This window comes from Dyadobacter arcticus (assembly GCF_011762185.1).
GTDB classification, from domain to species: domain Bacteria; phylum Bacteroidota; class Bacteroidia; order Cytophagales; family Spirosomataceae; genus Dyadobacter; species Dyadobacter arcticus.
Genome location: NZ_JAASQJ010000003.1, coordinates 490,440 through 511,922 on the forward strand (window position 1 = coordinate 490,440; position 21,483 = coordinate 511,922).

Sequence of the window (21,483 nt, forward strand, 5' to 3'; positions counted from 1 at the left end):
TGTGACGATATTACGGCAAATAGTAGTATAATCAGATGGGATTATTTAAATTCATCCGTTCACCTAATCTTACTGGCCTCATGCTGAGATTGACTTTTACATTTTTATTGCTGTTGACCAGCCTTGCAATGCAAGCCCAGCCCATTTCATCAGCCGAGAGAATTGAGAAAATAAAAGCCACACTGCCGGTTATTGAGAAGCTGTATAAGGAATATGCCGAAAAGAATCATTTCCCCGGACTTGCATTTGGGCTGGTCGTAGACGGGAAGTTATTACTTTCCGGTGGGCAGGGGTTTTCGGAAATTGCAACCTCAACCAAAGCGACTCCCCAATCACTTTTCCGTATTGCGTCGATGTCCAAGAGCGTGACCGCAATGGGCATTATGGCTTTAAAAAAAGAGGGAAAGCTCAGGATTGACGATCCTGCCTACTTATATATACCCGAATTGAAAAATATGCCCGGGCTCACGAAGGATGCGCCTCCGATAACGATCAGGCATTTGCTGACGCATGCGGCTGGTTTTCCGGAAGATAACCCATGGGGCGACCGCCAGCTCGATACCAATGATGAAGATCTGATTAACCTGATTAAGAAAGGGATTTCGTTCTCTAATGTTCCTGGAGTTACCTATGAATATGCCAATCTGGGTTTTGCAATGCTTGGTAAGATCATCGGAAATGTGTCGGGAAAGCCTTATCAGCAATATATCAATGAAACGATTTTCAAGCCGCTGGGCATGAACAGTACAATCTGGGAGTATACCGAAGCACCAAAACCATTGCTTGCCCATGGTTATCGCTACGAGGATGACGTTTGGAAAGAGGAGGAATTGGAACACGACGGTACTTACGGCGCCATGGGCGGATTAATCACATCCATCGACGATTTCAGCAAATATGTAGGTTTCCATTTGTCAGCCTGGCCACCCAGTTCGGCCCCGGAAACCGGCCCGATTTTGAGAAGCGACGTGCGGGAAATGCAAATGCCCTGGAATTTTAATAGCATCATGGGGAATTTCAAATATCCCAGCGGCCGGATCTGCGCAATGACAACTGCCTATGGGTATGGTTTGCGGTGGAGCAGGGATTGTGAAGGCAGAACTGGGATCGGGCACACAGGCGGCTTACCAGGTTTTGGAAGCCAATGGCAAATTTTACCGGAATATGGCATTGGCATCATTGCCCACGCCAATCGAACTTACGCAGGAATGGCGACAATCAACACGGCTGTATTGGATACCATCATTGCGCTTGCTGGGTTGAAACCGCTTCCAATAGGGGTTTCAAATATATTAAAGCAAAGAAAACAGGAACTGGTCAAGTTGCTTCCAGATTGGAAAAATGTGGAGCAGAGCGGCATTTTCGCTGAAAATTTCTTTCCTGATCGGTCGGTATTGCATAGGAAAAAAGAGTTGGATGTACTGCTGGCTAAAACGGGAGCAATCACCGGATCTACGGATATGATGGCTGAAAACCAATTGCGCGGTACTTTTCTGCTGAAAGGAAGCAATGGTGACATTAAGGTATATTTCACATTGTCCCCCGAAAATCCTGCATTGATCCAACAGCTTGATTTTTCTTTGGCCAAATAACAAAGTTTGAAAGTGGAAAGAGGGACTATTTTCTGGATTGTCTGAAAGTCTGGATGTGTCTTATCGCAAAGCATTTGATGCGATGTATTGGGATGTAAACCGTGTCATTCAGTCCCCAGTTTTATTCTTTCAATTTTAGTCTGGCTTATCCAACTGGCCAAAGTACCGATAATCATCATAGAGGGGCAATAGGAATAAAAGTTATACTGTTATATAAAAATTGCACGCTATTCTGGCCACACCTTATGAGGATGAGAGTTTCGGGTTTTGCTGTTATTGCCTTCTTTTTCTGCTATTCGTTGGCAGAGGGTCAACATGTGTATGATGTGATTGTCGCAGGTCGTACCATTGGTTCGCTGAAAGTTTTTGATGATAAAGGAAAAGACAATATGGAAACACACCGCATTGAATCCGACTTCAAAATCATGTTTTATAAAGGGAAGTATAGCACGCAAACCAACTATGTACAGGGGAAGCTGGTTTCTGCAACTTGTTCGCACCATGTCAATGGTGATCTGAAAGAAAAAACTTTGACAAAAAGCAGCACAAAATCACTTTACGAAGTTTTCTTCTCAGGTGAGGACGCTGAGGACAAGCCGAAGCTGGAATTGAATTCACCGATCAACAGCACCATTACGGGACTGTATTATAAAGAACCTATCAACATTCATGAGGTTTATTCGGAGCGTTACGGCAAGATGTGCAGTGTAAAAAAGCTTTCTGAGGGAAAATATGGTGTCTTACTTCCCGATGGTAAGCAAGGAATATATTCCTACAAAAATGGCCTTTGCCAGGAAGTGAAAACGGATTTAGCAGGTTTTAAACTTCGAATTGTTCTGGCCGGCGGCAAGAGGCTTTAAATAAAATAACTAAAGCTTCTTCAACGAAAAACCGGCCTGAGCCGGTTTTTCGTTGAATAGTGATATGCTCAATCCGCTGTCGGATATACTATCCTAGTAAAGCATTGGCCGAAGACTTAATCCCTTTACATATCCGCTCGATGGGTAAATCATTGCTATCGTCCCCAAACGGATCTTCGATTTCCTCCGCAATGACTTCCAGGCTGGCCAGGATGTAGAACACAAACATCACAAAAGGAATAACCAGAAAATGAAGGCTGAAAACATAGCCTATCGGCATCGTAAGGCAATAAGTGAAAATAAATTTCTTGATAAAAGAACTGTAGGAAAGTGGGATGGGGGTATTTTTGATGCGTTCACAAGCGCCGCAAACGTCTGTAAATGATTCTAGTTCGCTGTTTAGCAAAATGATGTGCTCTGGAAGGAGTATTCCTGCTTTCTGCAATTCAATCACTTTGGCAAAAATGGCGGAGGCAATTTGACTGGGAATATGCTCCTGCGATTTAATGGAGGTTTTTTTGAAAAGTTCTGAGTCTTCAAATTCCTCTGGCAGGTATTGGTTCCGCAGGTGATTTTTTAATGCAAATGCGTAATTCGGGATCATTCTCTGGAAAAACAGCCGCTCCTCAAAATGGGCGTTTCCTAAAAGCCCGTTTATCTTGATGGATAAATTTCGGCTGCTATTCATCAGCGAGCCCCATTGCTTGCGGCCTTCCCACCATCTATCGTAGGCCGTATTGGTACGGAATACCAACAACATTGAAATCACAAACCCAAGCAGGGAGTGCATGAGCGATACATTTTTAAGGTCAGTATTTGCGCCGACTTTCCAATATATCAGAATGAGATAAGCTACTACCCCGGTATAAACGCCAATGGTAATGATCAGCGGGGTTAGTTTGCGGACGGTATCTGCCTTTTGAAAATAGAAAATATAGCGGAACCATTCTTTTGGATTATAGTCTATCATATAAGCTTTACCTGATCAATAAGCTTGAAAAATTCTTTAAAACATTTAGCGGTAAGCCGGGCGTCTTCCAAGGCATTGTGTGTGTCTTCTTCCCGCTCAAAACCAAAATAGCTTGCAACGGAACCCAGGCTGAGTGAACGAGGGACAGCTTTTCCGTTCTTTTCCAGGATCTGAAAGAACAGGTAGGAGACAGTGTGAAGGTCTAGCAACTTGTTGGAGAACGACCATTTCATCTTCTCGCTCCGATAGGCAAATCGCAAAAAATTAATATCATTAATGACACTTTGGCCGCAGATAATCACATTAGACAGCCCTTGTTTGCCGACATTGAGCTTTTTGATCCACTTTTCGAATTCGAGCAGCACGTCATATATCATTGGAGCGTCTTCCAGGTCGGTCATGGAAAGACCATGTACTTCCTCGGATTTGACTGAAAACGCCTCTTCATTCTCGGGGTAAACGTTTTGCAAATAGGTCCCCAACGTGCGCCAGTTATCATCGAAAATTTCTGCCCCGATCTGGATGATTTCATTCCAGCCAGGTTCCGGCCCGGTCATTTCAATATCTAATACAAGGAAGGCCATGGAATGGATTGGGAAAAAATGGTCGTTTTGGAAACTCAAACTTATACTTTTGCGTACAAAATTAGAGAAACATTACATTCAAGCTGATCCACCACATTCATTTATAACAAATGCCTATCAATTATAGTCAAATACCATCCCCATGTTTCGTACTGGAAGAAGAGCTTCTCCGTAAGAACCTGCAACTCATCGATTCCGTACAACAAGCTGCGGGCTGCAAGATTATTCTCGCATTGAAGGGATTTTCCATGTACAGCGTTTTCCCGATCGTAAAAGAATACCTGAGCGGGGCCACTGCCAGTTCGTTAAATGAGGTTAAGCTGATCAACGATTTCATGGGCTACCAGGCCCACACTTACATGCCGGCTTATCTTGATCAGGAATTTGACGAGATCCTGATACGGAGCAGCCACATTACATTTAATTCGCTGAGCCAGTGGGAGCGGTTTAAGGGAAGAGTGGAGGATTTTAAAGCTGCAAATGCGGAGCACAAGCTTTCCTGTGGGATAAGGGTTAATCCTCAATATTCAGAAGTTACCACAGATATGTATAATCCCTGCGTCCCCGGAAGCAGGCTGGGTGTCACCAGGGACAAGCTGCCCGACCAGCTGCCAGAAGGAATCGACGGAATTCATTTCCATACGCTCTGCGAAAATGGATCTGATACCCTGGAACGAACGCTGGAAGCTTTGGAGTCTCGCTTTGAAGGCTTGCTCCATCAGGCCAAATGGCTGAACATGGGAGGAGGGCACTTGATGACAAGAAAAGGGTATGATATTAAAAAACTAATTATTTTAGTTAGTAATATCAAAGAGAAGTACAATTTGGAGGTGATACTGGAACCAGGTTCTGCCATAGCCTGGCGCACCGGTGAATTGGTTACTACTGTACTGGATGTGATGGATAGTCAGGGCGTGAATGTTGCGATACTTGACACCTCGTTTGCAGCCCATATGCCTGACACATTGGAGATGCCATACAAGCCTTCCATAGTTGGCTCACATCATGAGGCAGCAGAGAATAAGCCGACTTACAGAATGGGTGGAATGACGTGCCTGGCAGGCGATTTTATAGGGGATTATTCATTCGATCGGCCGCTGCAAATTGGCGATAAAATTATATTTGAGGACATGATTCATTATACGATGGTGAAGACCAGTACATTTAACGGTGTTAATTTACCTTCCATCGGTATATGGAAAATGGGTGGCGATTTTCAGCTTGTTCGCTCCTTTGGGTATGAGAGTTTCAAGGAACGGTTATCTTAGTGATTTTGTAACTATTCCGAGAAAGGCGTGAAAATGAGAAAAGGCCGGATGTTGAAAACATTATAATTTTGTTTCAACATCCGGCCTCTGTTTTTGCTATCATCCTCACACTTTTGAGATTATGGCAGCATTGGAAATAATCTTCTTATATCCTCAGGTGTCGGTTGTTTTCCATACTCACAAATCTCGAATACCTCGACGAATCTGATCTGCTCGGCCTTGTCTTTTCCATACCACTTTTCCAATGCCAGTTTGATTTCCGGAGTGACTGAGGAACGCCTTTCCATAGAGGTTGCGAGCCATTTTTTTCGTTCGATAAGGTCTTTGGGAACATTAGCAAGATCCTGATTTGTCCACGGAAGCCACTCGTAAAATTGGGAAACATGAGCATCCAATCCCTCAACTTTTTTAGCAAGTGCGGTAGTAATGTCAATGGCAATATCTGGGCGGAATGGGTTAGGACGTTGGAAACGATCGCGGAAGTAGAGAAAAACAGGGTTTTTGGTGAGTGGAGGCACACTACTAAGAATGTTGGGCACAATAACCAGGTATGCTGCGTCTTGTACCACTACACCTGTATTGCGATGATCGGGATGGTAATCGTTTGTTCTTGGAGCGATAACCACGTCTGCGTTCCATTCCCGGATTTTACGGATCACTGCTAGCCGATTTTCGAGGGTGGGGAAGAGTTCGCCGTCGTGATTGTCGAGGACATCGTATTCAATGCCGAGCCTTTTGGCAACTTCTTTGGTTTCTTTCAGCCTGCGCACGGCAAGCTCGCCGCCCCCAATATCCTGATGCCCCGCGTCACCGTTGGTAAGCGAGACGAATTTGACTTTGTGGCCCATGGAGGAATAAATAGACGCAATACCGCCAGCGCCCAAGTCGCAATCATCGGGGTGAGCGCCAAATACAATTATTTTAAGAGGTGCTTTTAGCGGCTGCGGGTTGTTTTGGGCAAATGCACCTGACATGCCGGCGGCCAAAAGAAACTGGAACAGAAGTTTTTTCATCATTTTGCGGGTTTGAAGGTTTGGAATAGCTGCAAAAAGGGAATTTATGAATTTGTCGGGATTATTTGCGACCGTTAACGGAACAGAGTGACAATGCCTTAACCGCCTGGCGGCAAATATTAAATAGCGTCCGCTAAGATTCCTCCAACATTCCTGTATCTTTGTATCCCGTAATCATAGAAAAAAAGCAACGTCTTATGGCTTCCAAAGCACAAAAGACCGCGAAGTACATTTTCGTTACGGGCGGTGTTACATCTTCACTTGGCAAGGGAATAATTGCCTCCTCATTAGCTAAACTACTGCAAGCCAGAGGACTTTCCGTTACGATTCAAAAGTTTGATCCTTATTTAAATATTGATCCTGGTACCATGAACCCTTATGAGCATGGAGAATGCTATGTGACGGATGATGGAGCTGAGACGGACTTGGATCTTGGGCATTATGAACGGTTTTTAAACGTTCGCACTTCACAGGCTAACAACGTCACAACAGGCAGGGTTTACCATAATGTTATCACAGCCGAACGTCGCGGCGACTTCCTAGGAAAAACGGTCCAGGTTATTCCTCACATTACCGATGAACTTAAAAGAAATATGCTTCTGCTTGGTCAAACAGGCGATTATGACATCGTAATCACAGAAATCGGTGGATGCGTGGGAGATATTGAATCCCTGCCTTTCCTTGAAGCGGTGCGGCAAGTAAAATTTGAGATGGAGGAACATGATACACTGGTGATCCACCTCACACTAATTCCTTATTTGAACTCCGCGGGTGAACTTAAAACCAAACCTACTCAGCATTCCGTGCGAATGTTGCAGGAATCGGGTATTCAGCCTGACATTCTGGTTTGTCGTTCTGAGCATCCGCTACCCTATGATATTCGTAAAAAGATCGCGCTGTTTTGCAATGTGCAGGTGAATTCGGTGATAGAAGCCATGGACGCAGACACGATTTATGCAGTTCCTTTGCTGATGTTGAAAGAGCGACTGGACCAGCGCGCATTGTATATGCTGGATATTTATAATGATAAAGATGTAGACCTGGATTCCTGGAAAACCTTTTTATCAAGATTAAAAAATCCGATGGATTCTATCCGGATCGGATTGGTTGGGAAGTATGTCGAATTGCATGATGCTTACAAGTCCATTGTGGAGTCTTTCATCCATGCCGGTGCAGCCAATGAATGCAAAGTAAACATTGAGTGGATCCATTCAGAAAGCCTTACTTCGGATAATGTGGTTGAAAAGCTTGAAAACCTGGACGGCGTATTAGTTGCACCTGGCTTTGGCGAGCGTGGCATTGATGGAAAAATTTCTGCTATTCAATATGTGCGCGAGAACAACATTCCTTTTTTCGGGATTTGTCTTGGAATGCAGATGGCAGTGATCGAGTATGCCAGGAATGTGATCGGCTGGGAAAATGCGCATTCTGTTGAAATGCATCATGATACTGATCATCCCGTAATCCACCTGATGAAAGATCAGAAGGATGTTTCCAATAAGGGAGGTACCATGCGTTTGGGTGCTTATGCCTGTCGCATTAAGAAAGATACACTGGCCCACAGCATTTATGGTAAGACGAACATCAGTGAGCGTCACCGTCACCGGTATGAGTTCAACAACAAGTATTTGAAGGATTTTGAAGAAAAAGGGCTGATTGCAACTGGTATTAACACCGAAAACGATCTTGTTGAGATGATGGAATTACCAAGCCATCCATTCTACATTGGTGTTCAGTTCCACCCTGAGTTGAAGAGTACTGTGATGAACCCGCACCCGCTTTTTGTAAATTTTGTACGTGCCGCGCTCACTTATTCTTTGGAAAGAAAGACGGTCGAGTCGTTGAATCCTCTAATCCACTAAGCACAAAATACCTTTAAATAAATCTTATTACCTTTGCCGTCCCAAACCGGGCGTTTTAATTCAATCATTTAAGTAAATAATGGATAAAAATTTTATAATCGGCTTAGTACTTATTATGCTAATGCTGATAGGCTACCAGATACTGGTTCCGAAACCTGTGGAACCAACACCTGAGGAGCAAGTAGTACAAGATACTTCAAAAGCGTCTGTCGCTTCTACAATTGTCCCGGATTCTATCCAAGCACCCTCCCAATCCAATGATTCTGTTCCGCAAATTGCGCCAAAAGAGCTGGTTATAGAAACAGCAGATACCCGTGTTGTTTTTACAAATAAAGGAGGGGTAATGAAAGAGGTTTTGTTGAAAAAATATAAAACCTACGATCAGAAGCCTCTTTATCTGATTGCTGAAAATCACAATAGCTTCCGGATCATTTTTCCTACACAGACCGGAGATGTAAACCTCACAGATCAATTTTTTTCAACAACATCAGAAAATCAAACCCTTACAGGAAAGGATTCAGCCATTGTTACATATCAAACCACCTTAAAAAACAATCAGGTTGTTGAACAAACCTATGTTGTTCACGGGACGGGTTATGTGATCGATTATGGCATTAAATCAAACGGTTCGGGACTTGCTGACAAAGCCGTACAATTCAATTGGAACAATGATTTGTTGCAATTAGAAAATGATATGAGTAAAAATCGGGAGGTAGTAACCATCAATTATTACACGGATGAGCTGCTTAGCCTACCCACCAGCGCGACTTCAAATGAAGAAGAAAAGACGGCTGACCCGGTTAAATGGTTTACTATCAAGCATAAATATTTTCTGTCAGGATTGATTGCTGCAAAACATGCGCTTACGAACGTCAGTCTTCGCGCCGACGTAAATCCGAATGATTCAACCATTGTGAAAACGATGCACGTAACTGCCGGAATCCCCATGTCGGCGATTCAAAAAGGAGACGCCAAGTATCAGTTTTTCCTTGGACCGAATGAATACCATTTAGTTGATAAGGTTAAGGCCGAGAATTTTGATCAGAATGTATATCTGGGATATGCCTTTTTGAAACCGATTAACAAGTTTTTCCTGGTTCCACTTTTCAACTTCCTTGAAAAATTTGTGGGCAATTATGGTCTGCTGATTATTTTGCTGGTATTATTCGTTAAGACATTGCTGACGCCTCTGACTTACAAGTCGTACATCAGCATGGCAAAAATGAAATTGCTGTCTCCCGAGCTTGAACAGATCCGCGCTCAAAATCCGGATGATATGGCAAAGCAGCAGCAGGATCAGATGAAACTTTATCAGCAAGTAGGAGTCAGCCCATTGAGCGGATGTATCCCGGTTCTGGCGACCATGCCTATTTTGTTCTCATTATTTTTCCTTTTTCCAAACCTCATAGAATTAAGGCAGCAATCGTTTTTGTGGGCAAGTGACCTTTCTACTTACGATTCATTTATCAAGCTGCCCGTCACCATTCCATTGGGAATTGGCAATCACATCAGCTTATTTACTATCCTGATGACCGCTTCGAGTATTGGATATGCTTATTATAACAATCAGGTAACCCCGACGCAGCCAGGGCCTGTGAACATGAAAATGCTTGGTTATATCATGCCATTGATGTTTATGTTCGTTTTGAATTCGTTTCCTGCCGGTCTTACCTTCTACTATTTTGTGTCCAATGTCGTAACCATCGCACAGCAATTGCTGATCAAAAGGTTTGTAAATGAAGATAAGATCAGGGCAATTCTGGAAGATAATCGCAAGAAAAATGCGAATGGGGAAAAGAAGCAGAATAAATTCCAGAAGTATCTCGAAAAGTCATTACAGGCAGCAGACGAGGCCAAAAAGAAGCAAGCGGAGTTAGAGAAGCGTTCTAAAAAGAAGTAAAATTTGGTGTAATCGTAATATAAGGGCAATGTTCCAAACCGGAATGTTGCCCGTTTTTTTCTCCTAGAATGGTTTTTGTATCTTACTGATCAAACCAACTTTGACCCACACAAGCCTGATGAGATTTATCATTTTCTTGATTTTGTTTACCTACTTAGGCCTGGATTATTCTGTATTTGGGCAAAATGTAGCACAAACCGAAAGCAGGTACAGGGCGGCTGTTAACGACTACAAACAAGGCCGCTATGCTATGGCAATGGACAAATTGTTTCCGCTGACCAGCATTAATGTTAAAACAACTTACTCGCCTTACGCCCAGTATTATTACGCGCTTTCGGCGTATCAATTAAAGCGTTTGAAAGATAGCAGACAAATGCTTCTGCAATTGCAGAGCCGCTATCCCGGCTGGAACAAAATCAATGATGTCTACTATTTGCTGGGGACGATTGGCCTGGAAAATGGGCAATTCAATGAAGGATTGGAAAATCTGCTGAGAATTAAGGATTCATCGTTTGCTAAGGATGTTCAGGCATTAAAATACCACCATTTATCCTCAATAAAGGATCTTGGAAAGTTGAAGGAACTTCAACGGCAATACGGCTCCGACCGGGAGATTGCCCTGGTGTTATTCCAGAATATTCAAGGTTCTACCACATCACCCCAATCAGATATTCAGATTGCTGATCAACTCGAGAAGCAGTTCAAATTCACTAAAAAGGAAAAGGCTGTTTCAGAGGAAACGCCGAAGCGCAGCACGCCGAAAGCCGATACGCAATGGACCAAGGGTTATCTGGACATTTCTGTGCTATTACCATTCAGGTTAGACGAATTCAGTACATCCAAACACAGGAGCAATCAGTTTGCTTATGATTATTACCAGGGTCTTACCATGGCAAAAGAGCAATTGCTTTCTGAGGGTATTAATGTGAACCTCTGGGCTTACGATGTAGGCACCGATGCAAAAAGCATGGAGAGCATTGTGGATAACAAGAACTTTCAGTTATCGGATATGGTGATTGGCCCGCTGTATAGTAGCACTTTCGATGTTACTGCCAATTACATTTCGCAATCGGGAGCAATCATGCTGAACCCGCTTTCTACGGATATCGGCTTGTTGAAATCAGCCTCAAATATTTACCTGGGTCATCCTTCCATTACCTATCAGACGCAAAGGGCAGCACAATGGATGAGAACGCAAGGTTCCGGACTTTCAGCCGCCGTATTTTATGGAAATACGGCAAAGGACTCCCTGATGGCAGCCTCTTATGCGAATGAATGGAAGAGTAAGGGTGGAAAAATTATCGGAATGGTTAAAATACTAGGCGACCGAGAATGGATCGAAAGCAATATTTCAAGTTACGAAACAGTAAAGCCGTCGCACATTGCCTTGTTTTCTACTGATGGTTCGTCAGGAGCGAGTCTCATGCAGGTGCTAAATGGACGTAAACTGACGACTATTCCAGTTCTCGCTACTTCTACAAGTTTCAATAGTCAGCAATCGCGGGTTACAAAATATGGGTCGAGGCTGTATTTGATCAACGCGGATTATGTTGACAGAGAGAAGGAAAGTATCCGATTGTTTCAGAAAGACTATTGGAATAAAACCAGCACATTCCCTACCGTATATTCGTATCAGGGATACGACCAGCTTTTGTTTTTCGGACGAATGCTATCCAAATACAAGGATAGGTTTTCCAATGGCCTGCAATCCAGAAAATATGGTGAAGAAGAATATCTTCTTGCGGGTTTTGACTATACCAAGGCTAATGAAAACCAGATTACGCCTGTTTTGAAATTCAATGGTTCCAAATGGGTGCCCGTTGACAGGTAATACTTTTTGACAACTCACCATGAATACTTCCACGAGTCAGAACCTTTTTGAAAAAGCACAACATTATATACCAGGAGGTGTCAATTCGCCGGTAAGGGCGTTCAGGGCGGTAGGAGGAACCCCTATTTTCATCAAATCGGCCAAAGGCGCTTATGTGTACGACGAAGACGGAAACGAATACATAGAGCTGATCAATTCCTGGGGGCCAATGATCCTGGGACATGCGAATGAATTGATCCAGCAGGCCGTTTCCGATGCCATTCAACATTCTTTCTCGTTTGGCGCACCTACACGGAAAGAGGTGGAAATGGCCGAACTGATTGTCAGCATGGTACCTTCCATTGAGAAAGTGCGAATGGTCAATTCAGGCACGGAAGCGACTATGTCCGCGATCCGGGTTGCGAGAGGATTTACCGGGAGAGACAAGATCATTAAGTTTGAAGGTTGTTACCACGGGCATGGCGACAGCTTCTTAATTGCTGCCGGAAGTGGTGCAGCTACATTTGGAACACCGGATAGCCCGGGCGTTACCAAAGGAGTAGCTCATGATACGTTAACGGCTCCGTTTAATGATCTGGCCGCTGTTCAACAGCTGGTCGATGCAAATAAAGAGCAAATTGCAGCACTGATCCTTGAACCGGTTGTCGGAAATATGGGGTGTGTGTTGCCAGCAGAAGGGTTTTTAGCCGGATTGCGCAGGATTTGTGATGAGGAAGGTACTGTGCTCATTTTGGATGAGGTGATGACAGGATTTCGTTTGGCAAAGGGAGGAGCGCAGGAAAGATTCGGAATAACGCCAGATCTTACAACGTTAGGAAAAATTATAGGCGGCGGAATGCCGGTTGGCGCTTATGGTGGCCGTGCAGAAATAATGAACTGGGTTTCACCCGCGGGACCAGTCTATCAGGCAGGAACATTATCTGGAAATCCAATCGCAATGGCAGCAGGACTTACCATGCTAAATTATCTAAACGAGCATCCGGAAGTTTACTCCCAACTAGAAAATTCAGGGAACAAATTAGTAACTGGATTTAAGAATTCGCAGGAAAAGCTTGGGCTCAATTACACATTGAACCACATTGGGTCTATGTATACGCTATTTTTTACAGATCAGCCGGTAACAGATCTCTCATCCGCGAAATCCTCAGATCTGGTTTTATTTGGGAAATACTTTCATGCAATGCTAAACCGCGGAATTTACATGGGCCCATCTCAATTCGAAGCGATGTTTCTGTCCACAGCGCTAACCGACGATCATTTAAATAAAATAATCCAAGCCAACGAAGATTCCCTCAAAGAAATTCAAAGTCTGTAAATTGGACCCAATGCACTTCTATTCCATCATCATCCCTGTATACAACCGCCCCGGCGAGTTGCAGGAGCTGCTGGAATGTCTGGTAAATCAAACTTTTCAGAATTTTGAAGTAATTATTGTTGAAGATGGATCCAGTATCAAAGCAGATGAAGTCGTACACGCTTTTGAGGATAGATTACATATCAGATATTTCGTTAAGGAAAATGGTGGCCAAGGTTTCGCAAGAAATTATGGATTTGAACGTGCAGAGGGCGACTATTTCATTCTTTTTGATTCGGACGCGCTGATAGAGCCGGATTACCTACAGATTGTGGAGCAAAGACTGACCACAGATTATGTGGATTTGTATGGAGGCCCGGACACGGATCATTCGTCTTTCACACCCATCCAAAAAGCAATCAGCTACTCCATGACTTCGCTCTTTACTACGGGCGGCATACGAGGCAAGAAAAACAATATGGGCGGAACATTCCATCCCAGAAGCTTCAATATGGGACTTTCCAGGGAAGTTTGGGAAAAGACCGGTGGATTTCTGACCAGTCGGATGGGGGAGGATATCCTTTTCAGTATCGGCGCTATTCGGTCAGGTTTTCGCTCAGCCTTGATTCCCGAGGCGTTTATTTACCATAAACGGCGGACAAAATTCCTTCCGTTTTTTAAACAGCTAAAATTCTTTGGGCGGGCAAGAATCAACATTGCGCGATTTTATCCTGACGAACTGAAACTGGTCCATACATTCCCGCTGCTATTTACAATCGGCGTATGTAGCATTCCGTTCTGGTTTTTTATTTTCAAGCCATTTTTCTTTCTCGGGATCGTCGGAGTGGCTATCTATGTGCTGCTCCTATTTATAGATGCATTAAGGCAAACGAAGAATTTAGAAGTGGCATTTTTAAGCATTGGAGCAGCTTTTGTGCAGCTATTTGGCTACGGTACCGGATTTTTGCAGGAGGGTTTTAAACGACTTTTTGAAAAAAAGTCGCACCGGGAGACCGGCGCTGCGATTGAGTATCCTTCGTAGGATGGCGAGACTTGCCAAGTCTGTGCTGGTAGGTGAAGTGGGGTAAGACTTGGTAAGTCTGTCCAAGCCCGGAGTAAGACTTGGTAAGTCTGTCCCGACCTACTTCCGGCAGAAGTAAACAATTTCTTCACCAGGTAACGAATATTTCTTAACCTCGGCAGCTGAAAGTTCATCCATTACAAAACGATCTTCCAGCACATTGAAGCCACCCTTCTCCAATTCAGCCCCATAATTTTTACCAAAAAGACGCAGGTGATCATTTTGCAGAAAGTGCTTTTCACGCTCTTTCGGGTCAATAATTGAAGCGTCCTCATAGGTAACATCGTATTTCATATCCTGCGGGGATTGGATTAATGCCCATCCGCCTGGTTTCAGTACACGATGCAACTCACTCATTGCGAGGATATAATCGTCCACATGTTCCATCACGTGATTGCAAAAAGCAACATCGAATGTATTGTCGGGGAACGGGATTTCGTGGATGTCCATTTTTACTTTAGCCAGAGGGGATTCTATATCAGCAGTGATATAGTCTAGGTTTTTCATTTGTTCAAACCGGTCGATGAAGCAATATTCCGGTGCGACGTGTAAAACTTTGAGATTGGCTGAGTAAAAGTTTGTTTTTCTTCTCAGATAAAGTCCCATTAAACGATGCCGTTCAAGGGAAAGGCAATTTGGACAAAGGGCATTTTCGCGGCTCGATGTGTTTCGTCCATAAGGCAGGAACTTCCTGTAATGGCTCTCACAAACGGGGCATTCGACTTTATTACCAATGTAAAATATGCTGAGCATGCGGGCAACCCAGTGACCTACCAATTGGAGATAGGGGCGGGGGATGTGTCGTAAGACTAAACTAATGATGGATTTCATTAAATCTATTAACTAAAAATTAATAATTTAGGATCATCATCCGGAAATATCAAGTAAATGATTCCCTCAATTGACACGAAACCACCTGGCAAAAGACTGATAAAAAGAATGTCAACGCGTACCAAATGGATGATTCTGGCCCCATTCGGCTTGTTGCTTTTTAGTTTCGGTCTGACAGTGCTTAGCCAGGCGGCCCACGAGCGCCGGGTTGGGGAGCCTACGCAGGTATGGGTTGTGTTGGGACTTTATAGCCTGGCATTGATCAATGGTGGTTTGATTATGTTTGGCGAAGCACTCCGTTTCCGTATTCTTCTGCATATTCGGCGTGAAACACGCAGAAGCATGCGTCAGCTGATCCGTAAAATCAATACGAAGTCCTCGGCTAAATCCAAATCGGGTAAAAAAACAAAAAGCCCTACCAAAACAGATTGACAGGACTAGTTGAATAACATTCCGGAGAGGCGTATTTACTTCTTATTAGCTTCAAACTGAGCCTTTATTGCCTCAACATCAACGTTGCGAACTTCTGGTTTGCGTAAAAGATCTTTGATTTTTGCAGTACGATTATTAGCTACTGCCTTGTTTCTACGACCCTTACGTTTTAATTCCGTAACTCCCATTGTAATTATTGTTTTGTGAAAGAGCCGCAAAATTAATCATTTTCGCATAAATAATGCAGACAATAATCACAAATAATACATTAGCAGCCCTAACTTTACGGGTCAGCTGGCTATTGAGCCACCATTTTTGATTGAATTACGATAATGAGTAAACCATCCCTTGCCCGTGGCACCCGCGATTTCGGTCCGGAACAAATGGCGAAACGAACCTTTATTTTTGACACGATCCGCCGATCATTTCAACGCTACGGATTTTTGCCCCTCGAAACACCTGCATTTGAAAACCTTTCTGTCTTGATGGGAAAGTATGGGGATGAGGGTGATCAGCTGCTATTTAAACTGCTTAATTCAGGTGATTTCAGCGGCAAACTTTCGGATGAGGATTGGAAAGAAGGTTATAAACCTTTAACCACCAAAATTTCGGAAAAGGGACTTCGCTATGATCTAACCGTCCCTTTTGCAAGATACGTCGCCATGAACCGGGGGACATTGGCAATGCCATTTAAAAGATATCAGATACAACCGGTCTGGCGCGCAGACCGACCCCAAAAGGGACGTTATCGCGAATTTTACCAATGCGATGCAGATGTGGTAGGAACTGACTCGCTACTTTGTGAAGCTGAGATCGTCACGCTGCTCCACGATATACTGCCTGCTTTGGGCATTACCGATTTTACTGTAAAAATCAATAATAGGAAAATCCTTAGCGGAATTGCAGAAATGATCGGCGCGCATGGATTAGAGGGCTCGCTTTGCGTCGCCATTGATAAACTTGATAAAATTGGAAAAGATAAGGTGGTTGAGGAATTACTGGAAAGAGGATTTTCTAGTGAGAGTATTTCCCAGTTGGAACCTGTTTTTAACCTTTCAATTGAAAATGAGCCATTTACGGAATTGAGGAGCTGGCTTTCTGATTCTGAAATCGCTTTGAAGGGAATCCAGGAGTTAGAAGAAGTTTGGGCGATGGTAAAAGTTCTAGGCCTTGAAAATGCGAAAATTGAATTTGATGTAACGCTTGCCAGAGGACTATCATATTATACTGGTGCTATTTTCGAAGTGAAGGCCAATAATGTTCAAATCGGCAGTATTTCCGGCGGGGGCCGTTATGATAATCTCACGGGTACATTTGGAGTTCCAGGCATTTCCGGAGTGGGTATCTCGCTTGGGGTTGATCGTATTTATGATGTGATGGAAGAGCTCGATCTTTTCAAGGAAAGTCAGATAAACGGTACGAAGGTGATGATTTCCAACTTTGACGAAGAAGCTTTTACATTTGGCTTATCGATGTTGCCGAAACTCCGAAATGCAGGCATTAACTCAGAAATTTACCCCGACCAGGTAAAACTGAAAAAGCAACTCGATTACGCCGACCGCAAAAATATTCACTTTGTCATTCTGATCGGTTCGGAAGAAATGCAATCCGGCCTTCTGACATTGAAAAATATGAAAACTGGGGAGCAGCAAAAACTTAATTTAGAGGAGATTTTATTCAAGCTGACGAACGTCGATATTTAACCTGACTTTACATTTTTACTGCTAAATAGCCGCATAAGGGCTTGACATTCAATGACTAATAAGAATATATTAAGAATTGCGATACAAAAATCGGGAAGACTGAGTGAGGATTCGCTTAAGTTGATCAAAGAGTGCGGAATCCGTTTTGATAACGGCGCCGGGAAGTTGAAAACTGATGCTACGAATTTTCCAGCTGAAATTCTTTTTTTAAGGGATGATGATATTCCGGGTTATGTAGAGGATGGCGTGGCTCATCTGGGGATTGTGGGTGAGAATGTTTCTGAAGAGTCCAATAGAAATGTAGATACCGTTCACCGACTTGGTTTTTCTAAATGCAGACTCTCTATTGGCGTATTGCGGGAACATAATTATGCGGGGGTACAGGATTTGGAAGGCAAAAGCATTGCTACTACTTATCCAAGGTTACTTGGAAAATATCTGGAAGCAAACCAGGTTACCGCACAAATTCATGAGATCAGCGGCTCCGTTGAGATTGCACCAAGTATTGGCCTTGCCGATGCGGTTTGCGACATTGTGAGTTCTGGGAGCACGTTGCTTAGCAATGGTTTGAAGGAGGTAGAGACTATTTTTCGTTCTGAGGCTGTGATGATTGCGAGTAAGCAGTTGTCGGATGTGCAGAAAGATTTGCTGGATCAGCTTCTTTTCAGGATTAAATCTGTACAGGCAGCTAAAAATAATAAGTATATCCTGCTCAATTGTCCGACCGATGCTGTCGAAAATATTTCGAAATTTCTACCCGGGATGCGTTCTCCGACTATTTTACCGCTCACAACAGAAGGCTGGTGTTCTTTGCATTCCGTCATTAATGAGAATGATTTTTGGGAAAATATTGAAAAGATCCGTCAGGCTGGCGCGGAGGGCATTCTGGTGATACCGATCGAAAAAATGATTTTGTGATTTATGAACATCATTCCATTTCCGGAAAGAAGTCAATGGCCCGCATTACTAGCCAGGCCTGTTCTCGAAGCTCAGGATATTGAAGGTAAGGTACTCCCCATTTTAGAACAGGTTAAGAGCAGTGGGGACGCCGCAATCAGGGAATATGCCCGGAAATTTGATCATACCGATCTTGTTGAACTTGCTTTTTCTCAATCTGCTATTGCTGAGGCTGCTGAGAAACTGAGTTCTGAACTGAAAGAGGCAATTGGCCAGGCTTACAGGAATATCCATAAATTTCATGTAGCACAATTGCAACCTGCAGAAAAAATCGAGACCATGCCCGGTGTTACTTGCTGGAGACAAAGTGTAGGGATTGAGAAAGTTGGCATTTATATTCCCGGTGGATCCGCTCCCTTATTTAGCACCGTGCTGATGCTGGGTATCCCGGCCAAGATTGCCGGATGCAAAGAGATCGTTCTCTGCACACCGTCTGATCATCCTGCTATTTTATACGCTGCAAAGCTCGTGGGCGTGACCAAAGCGTTTAGGATTGGTGGTGCGCAAGCGATTGCGGCTATGGCTTATGGAACTGAAAGCGTTCCCAAAGTCTACAAGATATTTGGTCCTGGTAACCAATACGTTACCGCAGCCAAAATGCTTGTAAGTAAGGAAGGCATTGCAATAGATATGCCCGCCGGACCATCTGAGGTGGCTGTTTATGCAGACGATACTGCGATTCCTGCTTTCATTGCAGCCGATCTTTTGTCGCAAGCTGAGCATGGTCCTGATAGTCAGGTGCTGCTCGTTTCTACAAGCAAAAAACTGCTTTCGTCCGTAAACCTTACATTATCTTCTCAAATGGACAAGCTGCCCAGGCGCGATCTTGCCGCGCAATCCATTGGAAATAGCAAAGCAATCCTGGTAGAATCGGAAGAGGAAGCGATTGATCTTTTGAACGAATATGCGGCTGAGCATTTAATTTTAAGTGTTGCTAATGCTGAAATTGTTTCAGAGAAAATTGTGAATGCAGGCTCTATCTTTCTTGGAAATTACACCCCCGAATCCTGTGGGGATTACGCCTCCGGCACCAATCACACATTGCCCACCAATGGTTATGCAAGGGCATACAGCGGCGTTTCGGTTGATAGCTTTGTGAAGAAAATTACTGTGCAACATATTACACAAGAAGGGATTAAGAACATTGGACCAACGGTAGAAACAATGGCAGAAGCTGAATTACTTGACGCGCATAAGAAAGCGGTGACGATAAGGCTTAAAAGTCTTTTATGAAAATTTTTTTATCCAAGAAAAATGTCATAAATTTCAGGACATTTTTCTTGGTAACAAAAGTCGGACATGTCAGCACGAATGGTTAATGAGCGTTTGGGAGGTTATGGTATCCTCAAACATACTGTAAAAAATGATTTTGACCTGGCATACCTTGCTCAAAATGGTATTCCCAAAGCATCAATCCAACATCTTGCCGATTCACTTGGCATGGACATTAAGGATGTGATCTCTCTGCTGCCGGTTACTTCCCGAAATTTGCAGCGCTATAATGATGTGGATCTTCTGAGCAATGTAGTTTCTGATCATCTGATTGCACTTGCTGATCTTTTTTCAATAGGTGTGCGGGTGTTGGGAAAGCCTTATTTCCTGGATTGGCTCAACAATATCATTCCTGCTCTTGGCCAGGAGAAACCTGTCAATTTTCTCACGACACATGCAGGCATCGAGCTGATCAAAACCGAACTGGGGCGTATTGAACACGGGATATTTGCTTAATGGAGCTTTTCAGGATAATGCGTTCCGAATTTCAGGAAGACCTTAGCGGGATTGGTGCTTTTTATCACGGTGGCAGATGGAATTCCCCGAGGAATTATATGCTTTACACTTCCTCTCACCGATCGCTGGCGATGCTGGAAGTACTCGTTCATTGGAATAAAACAACCCCTCCTCCCAATTACGTCATCGTTGTACTTTTTGTCCCGGATGCTATGGTATCAACCCAGGCACCCTATGCAGTGGAGAATTGGCAGGAGGATCAGCAGTGGACCAAAGACACCGGAGACGAATGGCTCAGCGAAGGGCGAACACTTCTGTTCCGGGTACCTTCGGTGGTTATCAAATCAGAACATAATTTTCTGATTAACCCGCTGCATGCAAATGCCAGTTCCATAAAAATAGTGGATGTGGAGCCTTTTTCATTTGATAAGCGACTTTTCATTCTCTCTAAATAACCTAATACGCAGCCCTGGTGCCGCACAATAAGCATGACTTCCAATTTTGATCTAAATAAAATTTTAAGGCCACATATTATTTCTCTTGCACCATACTCTTCGGCAAGAGATGAATACACTGGCCACGTAGGAATTTTTCTGGATGCGAATGAGAATCCATACGGCTCGGTTACTGCCGAAAATTATAATCGTTATCCGGATCCATATCAGGCTGAGATCAAGCAAAAGATCAGCCCTCTCAAACACATTAATGCTGAACGCATTTTTCTGGGAAACGGAAGCGATGAACCAATCGATTTGTTGATCCGGGCTACCTGCACGCCCGGGCAGGACCATGTGATCATTATGCCGCCGACTTATGGAATGTATGAGGTAAGTGCCAATATCCACGATGCGAAAATCGATAAGGTTTTGTTAACGCCTGATTTTTCGATTGATACCGAAGCAGTGCTCAATGCGATAATGCCTCAGACGAAAATTATCTGGATATGCTCGCCAAACAATCCGACGGGAAATGTTATGCAAAATGATGCAATTCAAACCCTTTTGGAAAATTTCAATGGTCTGGTTGTAGTCGATGAAGCATACATTGATTTCACGAAGGCACCTTCATGGATCGGTCAACTGGATAATTATCCGAATTTGGTTGTGCTGCAAACATTTTCCAAAGCATGGGGACTAGCGGGTTTGAGGGTCGGGATGTGTTTTGCTTCGCCAGAATTGATACGTATTCTGAATAAAATAAAACCACCTTATAACATTAGCTTGCCAGCCCAAAAGGCACTATTGGAAGGTTTGGAACACATTGAAACAAAAACGGCAATGGTTGCCGACATCCTTCATGAAAGGTCTTCCTTATGTACCATGTTGGAGGATTTATCGTTGGTGATTAAAGTTTATCCGTCAGACGCCAATTTTCTTTTGGTACAATTCGAAGATGCGAAGGCTGTGATGGATTATCTGATCGGGGCGCAAATCATTGTAAGGGATCGCTCTCGCGTACAGCTTTGCCAGGGTTGTTTGAGAATAACGGTAGGTACAAAGCAGGAAAACGAAGTTTTAATTGATTCATTAAAGAAATACCAGCAGACCAGCGTTATTGTGTAGCATCATTTTTGTATA

Annotated in this window: 20 protein-coding genes; 15 read left to right on the plus strand and 5 right to left on the minus strand. The window is 43.6% G+C overall.

Annotation, left to right across the window (positions count from 1 at the left end):
* The first annotated feature begins 35 nt into the window (after positions 1-35).
* Both FHS68_RS15615 and FHS68_RS15620 read left to right on the plus strand, forming a co-directional pair.
* Entirely contained in the window at positions 36-1,592 is a 1,557-nt protein-coding gene (locus tag FHS68_RS15615; protein WP_229211917.1) for a serine hydrolase domain-containing protein, read from the plus strand.
* Positions 1,593-1,837: 245 nt separating this feature from the next.
* Positions 1,838-2,452: a DUF6134 family protein gene (locus FHS68_RS15620; RefSeq protein ID WP_229211918.1), complete on the plus strand. Its 615-nt coding sequence runs from the start codon at positions 1,838-1,840 to the stop codon at positions 2,450-2,452.
* An 88-nt stretch (positions 2,453-2,540) separates the two neighbouring features.
* Here the strand turns inward: FHS68_RS15620 and FHS68_RS15625 are convergent, their stop codons facing one another.
* Together FHS68_RS15625 and FHS68_RS15630 are read right to left on the minus strand one after the other, a co-directional pair.
* Positions 2,541-3,422, minus strand: coding sequence for a bestrophin family protein (locus FHS68_RS15625; RefSeq protein ID WP_167271744.1), 882 nt, complete (start codon positions 3,420-3,422; stop codon positions 2,541-2,543).
* Positions 3,419-4,006 (minus strand): 3'-5' exonuclease, encoded by a 588-nt coding sequence (locus FHS68_RS15630; RefSeq protein WP_167271746.1) that lies wholly within the window; start codon positions 4,004-4,006, stop codon positions 3,419-3,421. The genes FHS68_RS15625 and FHS68_RS15630 overlap by 4 nt, the downstream gene beginning before the upstream one ends.
* Before the next feature lie 110 nt (positions 4,007-4,116).
* On the opposite strand from FHS68_RS15630, the gene nspC reads away from it, so the two are divergent.
* Entirely contained in the window at positions 4,117-5,274 is a 1,158-nt protein-coding gene (gene nspC / locus FHS68_RS15635) for a carboxynorspermidine decarboxylase (RefSeq protein WP_167271748.1), read from the plus strand.
* A 119-nt stretch (positions 5,275-5,393) separates the two neighbouring features.
* Here the strand turns inward: nspC and FHS68_RS15640 are convergent, their stop codons facing one another.
* Positions 5,394-6,290: a PIG-L deacetylase family protein gene (locus FHS68_RS15640; protein ID WP_208408328.1), complete on the minus strand. Its 897-nt coding sequence runs from the start codon at positions 6,288-6,290 to the stop codon at positions 5,394-5,396.
* 194 nt (positions 6,291-6,484) lie between these two features.
* Here FHS68_RS15640 and pyrG point away from each other — a divergent pair, with 194 nt between their 5' ends.
* From pyrG to FHS68_RS15665, 5 genes are all read left to right on the plus strand, one after another.
* Entirely contained in the window at positions 6,485-8,149 is a 1,665-nt protein-coding gene (pyrG, locus tag FHS68_RS15645; RefSeq protein WP_167271750.1) for a CTP synthase, read from the plus strand.
* Between the two features lie 79 nt (positions 8,150-8,228).
* Entirely contained in the window at positions 8,229-10,049 is a 1,821-nt protein-coding gene (gene yidC, locus FHS68_RS15650; RefSeq protein WP_167271752.1) for a membrane protein insertase YidC, read from the plus strand.
* Between the two features lie 118 nt (positions 10,050-10,167).
* A complete protein-coding gene (locus FHS68_RS15655; RefSeq protein WP_167271754.1) occupies positions 10,168-11,880 on the plus strand; it encodes an ABC transporter substrate-binding protein in 1,713 nt (570 codons plus the stop codon).
* Positions 11,881-11,899: 19 nt separating this feature from the next.
* Positions 11,900-13,195 carry a glutamate-1-semialdehyde 2,1-aminomutase gene (hemL, locus tag FHS68_RS15660; RefSeq protein WP_167271756.1) on the plus strand — a complete coding sequence of 432 codons (1,296 nt, stop codon included), beginning with the start codon at positions 11,900-11,902 and terminating at the stop codon, positions 13,193-13,195.
* Between the two features lie 10 nt (positions 13,196-13,205).
* A complete protein-coding gene (locus FHS68_RS15665; protein WP_167271758.1) occupies positions 13,206-14,216 on the plus strand; it encodes a glycosyltransferase family 2 protein in 1,011 nt (336 codons plus the stop codon).
* Between the two features lie 99 nt (positions 14,217-14,315).
* Here the strand turns inward: FHS68_RS15665 and FHS68_RS15670 are convergent, their stop codons facing one another.
* A complete protein-coding gene (locus FHS68_RS15670; protein ID WP_167271760.1) occupies positions 14,316-15,086 on the minus strand; it encodes a class I SAM-dependent methyltransferase in 771 nt (256 codons plus the stop codon).
* A 108-nt stretch (positions 15,087-15,194) separates the two neighbouring features.
* Between FHS68_RS15670 and FHS68_RS15675 the strand changes: the two genes are divergently transcribed.
* Positions 15,195-15,518 carry a hypothetical protein gene (locus tag FHS68_RS15675; protein ID WP_229211919.1) on the plus strand — a complete coding sequence of 108 codons (324 nt, stop codon included), beginning with the start codon at positions 15,195-15,197 and terminating at the stop codon, positions 15,516-15,518.
* A gap of 35 nt (positions 15,519-15,553) precedes the next feature.
* Here the strand turns inward: FHS68_RS15675 and FHS68_RS15680 are convergent, their stop codons facing one another.
* Positions 15,554-15,706, minus strand: coding sequence for a hypothetical protein (locus FHS68_RS15680; RefSeq protein ID WP_166444435.1), 153 nt, complete (start codon positions 15,704-15,706; stop codon positions 15,554-15,556).
* 144 nt (positions 15,707-15,850) lie between these two features.
* Between FHS68_RS15680 and hisS the strand changes: the two genes are divergently transcribed.
* The 6 genes from hisS to hisC all read left to right on the plus strand — a co-directional run bounded on the left by hisS (position 15,851) and on the right by hisC (position 21,468).
* On the plus strand, positions 15,851-17,221 hold the full coding sequence (gene hisS / locus FHS68_RS15685) for a histidine--tRNA ligase (protein WP_167271763.1): 1,371 nt from the start codon (positions 15,851-15,853) through the stop codon (positions 17,219-17,221).
* A gap of 51 nt (positions 17,222-17,272) precedes the next feature.
* Positions 17,273-18,139, plus strand: a complete 867-nt coding sequence (gene hisG, locus FHS68_RS15690) for an ATP phosphoribosyltransferase (protein ID WP_167271765.1) — start codon at positions 17,273-17,275, stop codon at positions 18,137-18,139.
* Positions 18,140-18,142: 3 nt separating this feature from the next.
* Entirely contained in the window at positions 18,143-19,411 is a 1,269-nt protein-coding gene (hisD, locus tag FHS68_RS15695; RefSeq protein WP_167271767.1) for a histidinol dehydrogenase, read from the plus strand.
* A gap of 66 nt (positions 19,412-19,477) precedes the next feature.
* Positions 19,478-19,906 carry an Xre family toxin-antitoxin system antitoxin gene (locus FHS68_RS15700; protein WP_167271769.1) on the plus strand — a complete coding sequence of 143 codons (429 nt, stop codon included), beginning with the start codon at positions 19,478-19,480 and terminating at the stop codon, positions 19,904-19,906.
* 17 nt (positions 19,907-19,923) lie between these two features.
* Positions 19,924-20,361 carry an RES family NAD+ phosphorylase gene (locus tag FHS68_RS15705; RefSeq protein ID WP_167271771.1) on the plus strand — a complete coding sequence of 146 codons (438 nt, stop codon included), beginning with the start codon at positions 19,924-19,926 and terminating at the stop codon, positions 20,359-20,361.
* 33 nt (positions 20,362-20,394) lie between these two features.
* Entirely contained in the window at positions 20,395-21,468 is a 1,074-nt protein-coding gene (gene hisC / locus FHS68_RS15710) for a histidinol-phosphate transaminase (protein WP_167271773.1), read from the plus strand.
* Positions 21,469-21,483: the final 15 nt, after the last annotated feature.